The sequence below is a fragment of the Streptomyces sp. CA-135486 genome, from assembly GCF_050936555.1.
In the GTDB taxonomy this organism is placed as follows: Bacteria; Actinomycetota; Actinomycetes; order Streptomycetales; family Streptomycetaceae; genus Streptomyces.
This window is the reverse complement of record NZ_JBNJMM010000002.1, coordinates 422,773-436,181: the sequence shown is the minus strand read 5'-3', so window position 1 is coordinate 436,181 and position 13,409 is coordinate 422,773. Positions and strand designations below refer to the sequence as shown.

Annotated in this window: 11 protein-coding genes; 1 reads left to right on the top strand and 10 read right to left on the bottom strand. The window is 70.0% G+C overall.

The window, feature by feature from the left end:
* Nucleotides 1-53: 53 nt before the first annotated feature.
* The 7 genes from topA to ACQEVG_RS21035 all read right to left on the bottom strand — a co-directional run bounded on the left by topA (nt 54) and on the right by ACQEVG_RS21035 (nt 9,681).
* Complete coding sequence (gene topA, locus ACQEVG_RS21065; RefSeq protein ID WP_432986236.1) at nt 54-2,885, bottom strand: type I DNA topoisomerase; 2,832 nt, start codon at nt 2,883-2,885, stop codon at nt 54-56.
* A 223-nt stretch (nt 2,886-3,108) separates the two neighbouring features.
* Nucleotides 3,109-3,306 carry a hypothetical protein gene (locus tag ACQEVG_RS21060; protein WP_432986234.1) on the bottom strand — a complete coding sequence of 66 codons (198 nt, stop codon included), beginning with the start codon at nt 3,304-3,306 and terminating at the stop codon, nt 3,109-3,111.
* A gap of 303 nt (nt 3,307-3,609) precedes the next feature.
* A complete protein-coding gene (locus ACQEVG_RS21055) occupies nt 3,610-5,127 on the bottom strand; it encodes a DUF7059 domain-containing protein (protein ID WP_432986232.1) in 1,518 nt (505 codons plus the stop codon).
* A gap of 111 nt (nt 5,128-5,238) precedes the next feature.
* Nucleotides 5,239-5,916, bottom strand: a complete 678-nt coding sequence (locus ACQEVG_RS21050; RefSeq protein WP_432986230.1) for a small secreted protein — start codon at nt 5,914-5,916, stop codon at nt 5,239-5,241.
* 187 nt (nt 5,917-6,103) lie between these two features.
* A complete protein-coding gene (locus tag ACQEVG_RS21045) occupies nt 6,104-8,509 on the bottom strand; it encodes a sodium-translocating pyrophosphatase (RefSeq protein ID WP_432986228.1) in 2,406 nt (801 codons plus the stop codon).
* A gap of 283 nt (nt 8,510-8,792) precedes the next feature.
* Nucleotides 8,793-9,236, bottom strand: coding sequence for an ATP-binding protein (locus ACQEVG_RS21040; RefSeq protein WP_432986226.1), 444 nt, complete (start codon nt 9,234-9,236; stop codon nt 8,793-8,795).
* 91 nt (nt 9,237-9,327) lie between these two features.
* The gene (locus ACQEVG_RS21035; protein ID WP_215097290.1) at nt 9,328-9,681 is read right to left on the bottom strand and encodes an STAS domain-containing protein; all 354 of its coding nucleotides are present in this window, start codon (nt 9,679-9,681) and stop codon (nt 9,328-9,330) included.
* Between the two features lie 78 nt (nt 9,682-9,759).
* Between ACQEVG_RS21035 and ACQEVG_RS21030 the strand changes: the two genes are divergently transcribed.
* Entirely contained in the window at nt 9,760-12,372 is a 2,613-nt protein-coding gene (locus ACQEVG_RS21030; protein ID WP_432986223.1) for a DEAD/DEAH box helicase, read from the top strand.
* On the opposite strand, the gene ACQEVG_RS21025 is transcribed toward ACQEVG_RS21030, so the two are convergent.
* Genes ACQEVG_RS21025 through ACQEVG_RS21015 form a run of 3 tightly spaced genes read right to left on the bottom strand, consistent with a single transcriptional unit; the run spans nt 12,270 to nt 13,397 of the window.
* Nucleotides 12,270-12,752, bottom strand: coding sequence for an Rv3654c family TadE-like protein (locus tag ACQEVG_RS21025; protein WP_432986221.1), 483 nt, complete (start codon nt 12,750-12,752; stop codon nt 12,270-12,272). The genes ACQEVG_RS21030 and ACQEVG_RS21025 overlap by 103 nt on opposite strands.
* Nucleotides 12,749-13,180 (bottom strand): TadE family type IV pilus minor pilin, encoded by a 432-nt coding sequence (locus tag ACQEVG_RS21020; RefSeq protein WP_432986219.1) that lies wholly within the window; start codon nt 13,178-13,180, stop codon nt 12,749-12,751. The genes ACQEVG_RS21025 and ACQEVG_RS21020 overlap by 4 nt, the downstream gene beginning before the upstream one ends.
* Nucleotides 13,167-13,397, bottom strand: coding sequence for a DUF4244 domain-containing protein (locus tag ACQEVG_RS21015; RefSeq protein WP_432986217.1), 231 nt, complete (start codon nt 13,395-13,397; stop codon nt 13,167-13,169). The genes ACQEVG_RS21020 and ACQEVG_RS21015 overlap by 14 nt, the downstream gene beginning before the upstream one ends.
* Nucleotides 13,398-13,409: the final 12 nt, after the last annotated feature.

Sequence of the window (13,409 nt, the reverse complement as noted above, 5' to 3'; positions counted from 1 at the left end):
CGTGTCCGACGTGTCCGACTGCTCGGCCCACTGCTGGTCCTACTCGTCTGGTTCTACTCGTCCGACTCGTCCGCCGGAGCCGTCGAGGCCTTCGCCGACGCGGTCGTCTTCTTCGCCGCGGCCGCCGTCGTCTTCTTGGCGGCGGTCTTCTTGGCCGCCGTCTTCTTGGCCGCGGTCTTCTTCGCAGGCGCCTTCTTGGCCGGGGCCTTCTTCGCCGTCTTCTTCTTGACCGGCCCCTTGGCACGCTTCTCGGCGAGCAGCTCGTAGCCGCGCTCCGGCGTGATGTCCTCGACGCTGTCGCCCGTGCGCAGCGTCGCATTCGTCTCGCCGTCGGTGACGTACGGACCGAAACGCCCGTCCTTGACCACCACGGGACGCTCGCTGACCGGGTCGGTACCCAGCTCCTTCAGCGGCGGCTTGGCGGCGGCCCGACCGCGCTGCTTCGGCTGCGCATAGATCGCGAGGGCCTCGTCCAACGTGATGCTGAAGAGCTGGTCCTCGGTCTCCAGCGACCGCGAGTCCGTGCCCTTCTTCAGATACGGGCCGTACCGGCCGTTCTGCGCGGTGATCTCGACACCGTCGGCGTCCTTGCCCACCACGCGCGGCAGGGACATCAGCTTCAGCGCGTCTTCGAGCGTGACCGTGTCCAGCGACATCGACTTGAAGAGCGAGGCCGTCCGCGGCTTGACCGCGTTCTTGCCGGTCTTCGGGGTGCCCTCGGGCAGCACCTCGGTCACGTACGGGCCGTACCGGCCGTCCCGCGCGATGATCTGGTGCCCGGTCACCGGGTCCGCACCCAGCTCGAAGTCGCCGCTCGGCTTGGCCAGCAGCTCCTCCGCGTACTCCACGGTGAGCTCGTCCGGAGCGAGGTCCTCCGGGACGTCCGCGCGCTGGTGGCCCTCCGCGTCCTTCTCGCCGCGCTCGATGTACGGGCCGTACCGGCCGACGCGCAGCACGATCCCCTCGCCGACCGGGAAGCTGGAGATCTCCCGGGCGTCGATCGCCCCGAGGTCCGTCACCAGCTCCTTGAGGCCACCGAGGTGGTCCCCGTCGCCGTTGCCCGCGGCGGACGCGGCGCCCGCGTCGTCGCCCTCGCCGAAGTAGAAGCGCCTCAGCCACGGCACGGCCTGCGCCTCGCCCCGCGCGATGCGGTCGAGGTCGTCCTCCATCCTCGCGGTGAAGTCGTAGTCGACGAGCCGGCCGAAGTGCTTCTCCAGCAGGTTGACCACGGCGAAGCTCAGGAAGGAGGGCACGAGCGCCGTCCCCTTCTTGAAGACATAGCCGCGGTCGAGGATGGTGCCGATGATCGACGCATAGGTCGACGGGCGGCCGATCTCGCGCTCTTCCAGCTCCTTGACCAGCGAGGCCTCGGTGTAGCGGGCCGGCGGCTTGGTCGCGTGGCCGTCGACCGAGATCTCCTCGGCGGACAGGGCGTCGCCCTCGGCGACCTGCGGAAGACGGCGCTCACGGTCGTCGAGTTCGGCGTTCGGGTCGTCGGCACCCTCGACGTACGCCTTCATGAAGCCGTGGAAGGTGATCGTCTTGCCGGACGCGGAGAACTCGGCGTCGCGGCCGTCGCTCGCCCGGCCGCCGATCTTCACGGTCACCGAGTTTCCGACCGCGTCCTTCATCTGGGACGCGACGGTCCGCTTCCAGATCAGCTCGTAGAGCTTGAACTGGTCGCCGGTCAGACCCGTCTCGGCGGGCGTGCGGAAACGGTCGCCCGAAGGGCGGATCGCCTCGTGCGCCTCCTGCGCGTTCTTGACCTTCCCGGCATACGTGCGCGGCTTGTCCGGCAGGTAATTGGCGCCGTACAGCTGCGTGACCTGCGCCCGGGCGGCCGAGACCGCCGTGTCGGAGAGCGTCGTGGAGTCCGTACGCATGTAGGTGATGAAGCCGTTCTCGTACAGCTTCTGCGCCACCTGCATGGTGGCCTTCGCCCCGAAGCCCAGCTTGCGGGAGGCCTCCTGCTGCAGCGTGGTCGTACGGAAAGGTGCGTACGGAGACCGACGGTACGGCTTCGACTCGACCGAGCGGACCGCGAACGAGGCGTTTTCGAGCGCGGCGGCCAGCGCCCGGGCGTTCGCCTCGTCCAGGTGCAGGACCTGGCCGGACTTGAGCCGGCCGTCCGAGCCGAAGTCGCGGCCCTGGGCCACGCGCTGTCCGTCGACCGTGTTAAGGCGGGCGGTGAAGACGGAGGGGTCGGACGCGTCACCGGCGCGGCCGGTGGAGAACGTGCCGGTCAGGTCCCAGTACTCGGCGGAGCGGAAGGCGATGCGCTCGCGCTCACGCTCGACGACGAGCCGGGTCGCGACGGACTGCACACGGCCGGCGGACAGCCGCGGCATGACCTTCTTCCACAGGACCGGCGAGACCTCGTAGCCGTAGAGCCGGTCGAGGATACGGCGGGTTTCCTGGGCGTCGACCATGCGCTTGTTGAGCTCGCGCGGGTTCGCGACGGCGTCGCGGATCGCGTCCTTGGTGATCTCGTGGAAGACCATCCGGTGGACGGGGACCTTGGGCTTCAGCACCTCGAGGAGGTGCCACGCGATGGCCTCGCCCTCGCGGTCCTCATCGGTGGCGAGGAAGAGCTCGTCGGACTCGGCGAGCTGCTCCTTGAGCTTCCTGACCTGGGCCTTCTTGTCGGCGTTGACGACATAGATCGGCTGGAAGTCGTTCTCGACGTCGACGCCGAGGCGGCGCACCTCGCCGGTGTACTTCTCGGGCACCTCGGCGGCGCCGTTCGGGAGGTCGCGGATGTGCCCGACGCTCGCCTCGACGACATAGCCGGGGCCGAGGTAGCCCTTGATCGTCTTCGCCTTGGCAGGCGACTCGACGATCACGAGTCGGCGGCCGCCCTGTGCGGTCTCGCTGGTCGGGGACAACTTCGCTCTTCTCTCCGGTCGACGCTCGGTGCGCGCCCACGGCGGTGCGGCACTGGGTGCGGCACTGCTGTGACGCTGCTGTCGCTGCGGAGTGTGACGGTACAACCCGCCCCCGTGTCAAACGGCAAAAGCCCGCAACGGCCACTCGAACGGTAACCCGACTCCGGCCATTCCTGCCGCCCGGACCGGCACGAAGACGCCTCGGAGCCCAGATGCCCCCAGATCAGACGCGGCCGAAAGTCCAGAAGCCGAGGGCGAAGGAGACGGCGCCGAAGAGTGTCGCGAGGGCGACGGCCGTGGCGGGACTCACTCCGTGCGCGACCGGTGCGCGGTGCCGAAGGCGTATTGCCGTCCACAGCAGCAGCCCGGCCCCGAACAGCGTGAACGCCGTCCCGGCGAAGATCGCTGGCCCGCTCTCCATGCCCCTACCCGGTCCTTCTCTGATGCCGAGGTGCCCGGAGGCCGAGGCTGACACCCCCGGGCGTCATGGGTGCGAATTCCAGGTGAACGCCGGATGGGTTCACCCGCCGGGGGGCGGTACCGGGTGAACCGGACCCGACCGGAGGCCGCCGCTCCCCTTCTTACGGTGACTTTCCGGGGCTCGTTGTGGATGTTGGCCGGTTTCACCTCATGGCGCGGGGCTCGAACCATGCCTCCGCCGCACGCCGCCACCGTGGGGGCGGTCCTGGACGATTCCGGTACGCGGCACCAGCCTCGCATCGTCCTAGCGGACCGGAGCCGCAGGTTCCAGGAAGCCCTCCCCGACCAGCAGCCGCAGCGCCTGCGGCGTACGGTCGCGCAGCACCACCGGGTCCTCGTCGAGCAACTGGGCGATCGCGTCCAGAATCCGCCCGGCGCTCAGCGACCCGTCGCACACCCCGGCGAAGCCCGCGCCGACCGTGTCCACCTTGGTGGCCCGGCGCATGCCGCGGTTCTGACGCAGCACCACATGCTCCGGGTCCTCCGCGCCGGGCAGTCCGACCTGCTCCTGCACGACCTCCGCCGCGAGCGTGAAGTGCCCGGCGAGCAGCGCCGCGTCGTCGTGCGCACGCAGATAGTCCTGCCGCGCGAAGTGGGCCCGTACGCTCTCGCCGAGCGGCTGCTCGACGGGGTGCGGCCACTCCTCGACGACGATCGACGGGCGCTCGGAACCGGACTTTCTGAGCGTGATCCAGCCGAAGCCGACCGCCTTGGTCTTACGGGCCTCGAACTCATCCAGCCATGCGTCGTACCGCTCGGCGTACCGGGCCAGGTCGCCGCGGTGGTCACCGCTGTCGCGCAGCCACAGCTCGGCGTACTGCGCCACGTCCTGCACCTCGCGCTGCACGATCCAGGCGTCACAGCCGCGCGGCACCCAGGAGCGCAGCCGCTCCTGCCACTCCTCCCCCTCCACGTGCTGCCAGTTGGCCAGGAACTGGGCATATCCCCCGTCGTTCAGCCTGTCCCCCGCCTGCTGGACGAGCGAGCGGCACAGATCGTCGCCGCCCATCCCGCCGTCCCGGTAGGTCAGCCGGGCACCGGGAGAGATCACGAACGGCGGATTCGACACGATCAGGTCGTACGTGTCCTTGCCGACCGGCTCGAAGAGCGAGCCTTCGCGCAGATCTGCCTCGGGCGCCCCGGAGAGCGCGAGCGTGAGCCGGGTGAAGTGCAGGGCGCGCGGGTTCAGATCGGTGGCCGTGACCCGGATGGCGTGCTGCGAGGCGTGCAGCGCCTGGAGGCCGGAGCCGGTGCCCAGATCCAGGGCGGAGGCCACGGGCGTACGCACGGTGATGCCGGCCAGCGTGGTGGAGGCGCCGCCGACGCCGAGGACGACTTCTTCGCGCTGGCCGCTCGCACCGCCCGCGCCGCCGACCGCACAGCCGAGGTCGGAGACGATGAACCAGTCCTGCCCCTCGGGACCGCCGTACGGCCGCACATCCACCGTGGCCCGTACCTCGTCGCCGTCCCGCACCACCCAGCCGTCGGCCAGGCACTCCTCGAGCGGCAGCGCGGCCCGTGCCCGCTCGTACGCAACGGGTCGCTGGAGCAGAAACAGCCGTACGAGCGTGTCGAGCACGCCGTCCGCGCGGGTGGCCCGCAGGGCGGGCACCGTCTCGCTGCGGGCGAGGGCGGCATACGCGGGCGCACCGAGCAGCTCGAGCAGCCCGTCGGCGGTGAAGGCGGCGGCGATGAGGGCTTCACGCAGCCGGGGCGAGTGGTCGGGCGAAGGAAGGCCTGGGGCAGGGCTGGTCGTACTCACCTGCCCATTGTGGCGACCGCCACTGACAAACGCCGCACCGCCGACGGCAAACTCCGCGCCGCCGATGCCCGCCACTCGGCCTGGCTTGCCACGATGGCCGGCTACTGCCCGCTACTGCCCGCTGGACGGGGACGCGGAAGTCTTCGCCGAGGGCTTCCCGGACGGCTTCTCCGACGCCGATCCAGTCGGCTTCACCGGGGTTGACGGGGTGGCCGATGCGGATGAGCCGGCGGCAGGGCTGGAGGCCTTCGCCGTCTGGCAGCCGGGCTGCTTCGCCATCGCCTGGCCCAGAGCGCCGGACTGCAGCTTCTTCAGCGCGTCCTGGTCCATCGTCTCGATCTTCTTCAGACCGTCGGCAACGCCCTGCAGTCCGTCCGCGAACTTCTGCTGGTCCTTGGCGTTGAGCCCGTCGACCTGCTTCTTCAGATTGAGGTAGGCCGTGGCGGTGGCGTTGAGTTCCTTGACCGCGTCCTGCTGGAGCTTTTCGCCATTGTCGACGGGCGGGGTACCGGCGCTGCTCACGGCGGCGGCGAGCGCCTTGTCCGCGTCGGCGATGTCCTGGAAGGCCTTCGAGTCGGCGGCCTGGATGTCGGCCGGCTTACCGTCCGCGGCAGTCGAGATGATCGTCTGCTGGGCGTTGGCCCTCTTCTGGATCTGCGGCTGTGCCTGGTCGCAGACCTTCTTGGCCCAGGCATTCACCTTGCTGTCACCGTCGTCGCTGCTGCAGCCGGACAGCGCCAGTACCAGTACCGCACCGCCGGACAGTGCGGCCGCAAGCTTGTTGTTCACCGGATTGGTCCCTTCCAAGGCTCTCGGCCCCGGAACATACACGCCAAGTGGGCGACATCCGCGTGCCGTGTGTCCCATTCATAACCTATTAAAGCCATTTGCACCAAGGGAGACAAGGCTCACGACCACATGCCGACGGGCGGCCGACACGTCAATACGCGCCGCCCGCCCGCCTCTTGAGCAGGTGTTACGAAACCACCGCTGGATCAGGGGACTTCGCGCTCCGCTCCGCATGATTGTCTTCGTCACCCATGGCGATGCCGCGCCGCTTGGAGATGTACACGGCGCCGACGATGACGAGGATGGCGAGCACCGCCACCAGCCCCCGCACTCCGGCACTCGAGTCGTCCCCGTAACTGAACTGGATGACCGCGGGCGCGATCAGCAGCGCCACCAGGTTCATCACCTTCAGCAGCGGGTTGATGGCCGGGCCCGCGGTGTCCTTGAACGGGTCGCCGACGGTGTCGCCGATGACGGTCGCGGCGTGGGCCTCACTGCCCTTGCCGCCGTGGTGGCCGTCCTCGACCAGCTTCTTGGCGTTGTCCCACGCGCCACCGGAGTTGGCGAGGAAGACGGCCATCAGCGTTCCGGTGCCGATCGCGCCCGCGAGGAAGGAGCCGAGGGCTCCCACGCCGAGCGAGAAACCGACCGCGATCGGGGTCAGCACGGCGAGCAGACCCGGTGTGGCCAGCTCGCGCAGCGCGTCCTTGGTGCAGATGTCGACGACGCGCCCGTACTCCGGCTTCTCGGTGTAGTCCATGATCCCCGGGTGTTCGCGGAACTGCCGCCGCACCTCGTAGACCACCGCGCCCGCCGAGCGGGAGACCGCGCTGATCGCCAGCCCGGAGAACAGGAAGACGACCGCGGCGCCGAGGATCAGCCCAACGAGGTTGTTGGGCTGCGAGATGTCCATCACCAGGTTCATCGGAGCGCCGTCGCCGACCTTCTCGCCGACGTCCCGGGCCGCGCCCGCGATGGCATCGCGGTACGAACCGAAGAGCGCCGACGCCGCCAGTACGGCCGTGGCGATGGCGATTCCCTTGGTGATCGCCTTGGTGGTGTTGCCGACGGCGTCGAGGTCGGTGAGCACCTGCGCGCCCGCACCCGTGACGTCGCCCGACATTTCGGCGATTCCCTGGGCGTTGTCGGAAACGGGTCCGAAGGTGTCCATGGCGACGATGACGCCGACCGTGGTGAGCAGGCCGGTGCCGGCCAGCGCGACCGCGAAGAGAGCGAGCATGATCGACGTACCGCCGAGCAGGAACGCCCCGTACACAGCCAGACCGATCAACAGCGCGGTGTAGACGGCGGATTCGAGACCGATGGAGATGCCCGCCAGCACGACCGTCGCGGGCCCGGTCAGCGACGACTTGCCGATGTCGCGTACGGGACGCCGGTTGGTCTCGGTGAAGTACCCGGTCAACTGCTGGATCAGGGCCGCGAGCACGATGCCGATGGCAACGGCGACGAGGGCCAGGATCCGCGGGTCTCCGCCGTGGAGACGGATCGCGGCCTCGGTGACGCCGTCCAACTTGGCGTACGAGGACGGCAGATAGATGAAGACCGCCGCGGCGACCAGGGCGAGCGAGATCAGCGCGGAGATGAAGAATCCGCGGTTGATGGCCGTCATTCCGCTGCGGTCGGCGCGCCGCGGGGCGACCGCGAAGATACCGATCATCGCGGTGACCACGCCGATCGCCGGGACGATCAGCGGGAAGGCGAGCCCGGCGTCGCCGAATGCCGCCTTGCCGAGAATGAGCGCCGCGACGAGCGTCACGGCGTACGACTCGAAGAGGTCGGCCGCCATGCCGGCGCAGTCACCGACGTTGTCGCCGACGTTGTCGGCGATGGTCGCGGCGTTGCGTGGGTCGTCCTCGGGGATGCCCTGCTCGACCTTGCCGACGAGGTCGGCGCCGACGTCGGCGGCCTTGGTGAAGATGCCGCCGCCGACACGCATGAACATGGCGATCAGCGCGGCGCCGAGGCCGAAGCCCTCGAGCACCTTGGGGGCGTCGGCCGCGTAGACGAGAACAACGCAGGAGGCACCGAGCAGGCCGAGGCCCACCGTGAACATGCCGACCACGCCTCCCGTCCGGAAAGCGATCTTCATGGCCTTGTGCGAGACGGCCGTCAGATCCTTTGCCGGCTCGCCCTCCGCCGGGGTTGCTTCACGCGCGGCCGCTGCCACGCGCACATTTGCTCGTACGGCAAGACGCATGCCGATGTATCCGGTGGCGGCTGAGAAAAGCGCACCCACCAGGAAGAACACCGACCGTCCGCCGCGCTGCGACCAGTCGTCCGCGGGAAGGAGCATCAGCAGGAAGAACACCACGACAGCGAAAACGCCGAGGGTGCGCAACTGCCGTGCCAGATAGGCATTCGCCCCCTCCTGCACCGCTGCCGCGATCTTCTTCATGGAATCGGTGCCCTCGCCCGCCGCGAGCACTTGGCGCACCAGCAACTGGGCGACGATCAGCGCCGCCACCGCGACGACGGCGATGACGATCACGATCAGCCGATTGTCGTCCGTGAGTACTGCGGCTGCGAGAGAAGTGGGGTTGTCGATCAGTTCTGGGTTGAAGAGCCCCGCCATTCGTCCTCCTTGACGCTCAGAGCTCAAGATGTGGACGGATTGTAGGTAGCGGAACCTGATCAAAACAGTGGGCGACAAACGGAATTGACCTTCACTTGCTACTCAGCAAATGATCGGGTTCCGAAACTCGCCCCGAAAGAGGTAATGGGGCAAAAGCATTGACGTTCGATAAATGATCTAGAGAAAAGGAAAGAGGCCCTGCTCAGCGGGGCCTCTTCCAAGTGGGACTGACTGGAGACGATCAACGGGCCGGTTTCGCGTGTCCGTTGTCGATCACCAGGAATCAGGGCTCAACAGCGACGGGCGTCGTCGGCCAACTCATCCGGATCACGCCACCCTCCTCGGTGGAGCTGACCTCCACGTCGTCGACGAGACCGCTGATGACCGCGAGGCCCATCTCGTCCTCGCCCTCGGACTCCACCTCCTGGTCCGTGCCACGCCCGCCGGAGGCCGCGGAGGACCCTTCGGCGCCCGCCGCGGGGACCTCGTCCGCGACCTCGATGGAGAAGGCCTTCTCCTCCTCGGTGAGCGCGACCCTGACCGGGGCCGTGATGCCATGGCTGCGGTGCAGCCCGACCGCACGGCTGCACGCCTCCCCGACCGCGAGGCGGACCTCGTCGAGCACCGCCTCGTCGACCCCGGCCCGGCGAGCCACGGCAGCGGCCACCAGACGGGCGGTCCTGACATGCTCAGGCTGAGCGCTGAAGCGGAGTTCAACGGTGGCCATGCCATCCCCCTCAGACGTACGGGCGTGCATCTCAGGGGCCCGGGCTGGATGCCCGGTGCCCCTCTCATCTTCCGGCAGTCTCCGGCAACCGTCAGTCGGTGGCCGCGACAGCCTCCTCGACCGTGGTGTGGATGGGGAACACCTTGGTCAGACCTGTGATCCGGAAGATCTTGAGAATGCGCTCCTGGTTGCAGACCAGGCGCAGCGAGCCCTCGTGCGCGCGCACGCGCTTCAGGCCGCCCACGAGGACGCCAAGGCCGGTGGAGTCGAGGAAGTCCACGCCCTCCATGTCGACAACCAGGTGGTAGTTGCCGTCGTTCACCAACTCGACCAACTGCTCGCGCAGCTTGGGCGCGGTATACACATCAATCTCGCCACCGACCTCGACGACCGTACGGTCGCCACCAGGGCCGGACACATTGCGAGTCGACAGGGACAGGTCCACGGATCCTCCAGCACCTTGCTATCGAGCGGCCGCCCTTCAGGTCTCCCCGACGGAGCCGGAGGACGGTCGCCAGCCGCGATGGCATTCAATCACTTACCAGCAGCCATGCACGACGCCTTGAGACCATTGTCCGCTACGCCAGTGACACACTCGGTGCCGATGGCCAAGACACAGCGTCCCAGACGACCCCCCGAGAGCGGGGGCAACCGCCCCTCCCCCGGTACGGTCCTCGACCGGCTCACCGCAGGTGCGAGCCGGGCTACGCGCATCACCCATACGGAGCACTTGCCCCCCAGACCGGGTCGCCATGCCGTCTGGCCCGACCGCATCCGCCCGGAAGTGATCAACGCCATTCAGCAGGCGGGGATCGACCATCCCTGGGCCCACCAGGCGGCCGCCGCCGAGCACGCCCTGGACGGCGAGTCCGTCGTGATCGCCACCGGAACCGCGTCGGGCAAGTCCCTCGCCTATCTCGCGCCCGTACTCACCACCCTCCTCGACGGCGCCGAGGCCCCGAACGGACGCGGCGCGACCGCCCTCTACCTCGCCCCGACCAAGGCGCTCGCCGCCGACCAGTGCCGCGCCGTGAAGGAGCTCGCCGCGCCGCTCGGCAACCGCGTCCGCCCCGCGGTCTACGACGGCGACACGCCCGTCGAGGAACGTGAGTGGGTCCGGCAGTACGCCACGTACGTCCTGACCAATCCGGACATGCTGCACCGCGGAATACTTCCCTCACACCCCCGCTGGTCCTCCTTCCTGCGCGCCCTGCGCTATGTCGTCATCGACGAGTGCCACACCTACCGGGGCGTCTTCGGCTCCCATGTCGCCCAGGTGCTGCGCCGCCTTCGCCGCCTGTGCGCCCGCTACGGTGCGAACCCCGTCTTCCTCCTCGCCTCCGCCACCTCCGCGGAACCCGCCCTGGCCGCCGGCCGGCTCACCGGCCTGCCCGTCCACGAGGTCGCCGACGACGCCTCGCCCCGCGGCGAGCTTGTCTTCGCCCTCTGGGAGCCGCCCCTCACGGAGCTGCACGGCGAGAAGGGCGCGCCCGTGCGCCGCACGGCCACCGCAGAGGCCGCCGACCTCCTCACCGACCTGACCGTGCAGGGCGTCCGCAGCGTCGCCTTCGTACGCTCCCGGCGCGGCGCGGAGCTCATCTCCGTGATCGCGAAGGAACGCCTGGCGGAGGTGGACCGGTCGCTGCCGACGCGGGTCGCCGCCTACCGGGGCGGTTACCTCCCGGAGGAGCGCCGCGCCCTGGAGCGGGCGCTGCACTCCGGCGAGCTTCTCGGTCTGGCCGCCACCACCGCCCTGGAGCTCGGCGTGGACGTCTCGGGCCTCGACGCCGTCGTCATAGCCGGCTACCCCGGGACACGGGCGTCCTTGTGGCAGCAGGCGGGCCGCGCGGGAAGGTCGGGCCAGGGCGCCCTGGCCGTCCTCGTCGCCCGTGACGACCCGCTGGACACCTTCCTCGTCCACCATCCCGAGGCGCTGTTCCAGCAGCCCGTGGAGTCCACGGTCCTCGACCCGGACAACCCCTACGTCCTCGCCCCCCATCTGTGCGCTGCCGCTGCCGAGCTTCCACTCACGGAGGCCGACCTGGAGCTCTTCGGCCCGGCGGCCGCCGAGCTGATGCCCCAGCTGGAGGCCGCCAAGCTGCTCCGGCGCCGGGCATCCGGCTGGCACTGGACCCGCCGTGAGCGGGCCGCCGACCTCACCGACATCCGGGGCGAGGGCGGCCGCCCCGTCCAGGTCGTCGAGGCCGCCACCGGCCGGCTGCTGGGCACGGTCGACGAGTCGGCCGCCCACACCGCGGTCCACGACGGTGCCGTCCACCTCCACCAGGGCCGTACGTACCTGGTGAAGCATCTGGACCTGGAGGACTCCGCCGCCCTCGTCGAGGAGGCCAACCCTCCGTATTCGACCACCGCCCGCGACACCACCTCCATCTCCGTACTCGAGACCGACACCGAGATCCCGTGGGGCGACGGACGCCTCTGCTACGGCTCCGTCGAGGTCACCAACCAGGTCGTCTCCTTCCTGCGCCGCAAACTCATCACCGGTGAGGTGCTCGGCGAGACCAAACTCGATCTGCCACCGCGCACCCTGCGCACCCGGGCCGTGTGGTGGACGGTCACCGAGGACCAGCTGGACGCCGCCCGGGTGGGCCCTCAGCAGCTGGGCGGCGCACTGCACGCCGCCGAGCACGCGTCCATCGGGATGCTCCCGCTCTTCGCCACCTGCGACCGCTGGGACATCGGCGGGGTCTCCGTGCCCCTCCACCCGGACACGCTGCTGCCGACGGTCTTCGTGTACGACGGCCATCCGGGTGGCGCGGGCTTCGCCGAAAGGGCCTTCCACACCGCTCGCGAGTGGCTCACCGCCACCCGTGAGGCGATCGCCTCCTGCGAGTGCGAGGCGGGCTGCCCCTCCTGCATCCAGTCGCCCAAATGCGGCAACGGCAACGACCCGCTGCACAAGCGCGGCGCCGTCCGTCTCCTCACGGAACTGCTGCGGGGAGCGCCGGGGGGCCCGGGTGAGACTCCGAGGAATCCAGGGAATCCGGGGGACGCGAGCGACCCGAGCGAGGTTCAGGGAGCCCCGGGGAGCCCATCCAGCGGGGGGCCAGGACGGCCCGGGGAGCCAGCCTGTGGAGGCACAGGGGGCCGAGGGGGACCAGGGGGCACTGGGTGACCAGGGGCCTCTCCCGCGACCTGACCGTGGCGCACAGGGAGCCCCGGAGGCCCCGCCCGCGACCTGACCGTCGGGGCGTACGGGCCGAAGCGGGCCTGCGCCGTGACCTCGGCGATCTCGCCGCGCACCGCGCACCGCACCACCGCCGCGTCCTGGGCCCGGGCCACCTTGGCCGCCTTCGCGCATGCAGTGGCCGGCCCGCGCAGCGCGTTGTCGGCAGCGGCCAGCACCGCCAGGTCGGCGGCGGCGCCCGCCCGGTGGCGGGCGACCACCGCCTGCCCCATGGCCAGGACGACGGCGAACACGGCACAGAGCACGGTCACCGCCGTGGCCACCCACACGGTCGCCGACCCTCGGTCCCGCCCACGATGCCGATTCATGGGTCCACCGCTTCGGTGCTGTGGGCGGCCGCGTCCGTCTGGCCCACGGTGTCCTCGGCGAGGGCAGCCGCCTCCGCGCTGAGCGCCAGCGCCAGCGCGCCCGGTCCCGGGGTGTCCGCCTCGACGCGCACCCGCCACAGGTCCCCCGACCGCCCCAGCGTCACCCGGGCACTGCCAGGGGCCGCTGATCGTGCGGCGGCCAGGGCGGCAGCCCGTGGCTCGGATCTGGCCGCGGCCCGCGCCCCTGCCCTGGCCGCGTCCACGCACTGGATCTGGGCCGAGGCCGCCATCAGCGCCCAGACCAGGGCCATGGCGAAGACCACCAGGGCCGGCACCGCGACGGCCGCCTCCGCCGTCACGGACCCCCGGTCCGTCGCAGCCTCGCGCTCCGCCGCCCGCGCCTTCTCCGGGGCGTCAGAACTGCGCATTGAGCGCCTTCCCGATCACCGACTGGAGCGCCCCCGAAACGGCACCGCTGGTGACGACCTTGTACAGAACCGCGGCGAAGGCACACGCGGCGATCGTCCCCATCGCGTACTCGGACGTGGTCATCCCCGAGTCCCTGCGCATCAAGTTCCTGCGCACCGAGCTCTTCCGCGTCCTGCGCGCCAGTCCGCGCAGCCGTCCCCGTACCGAATTCCACATGCCAACCCCCTA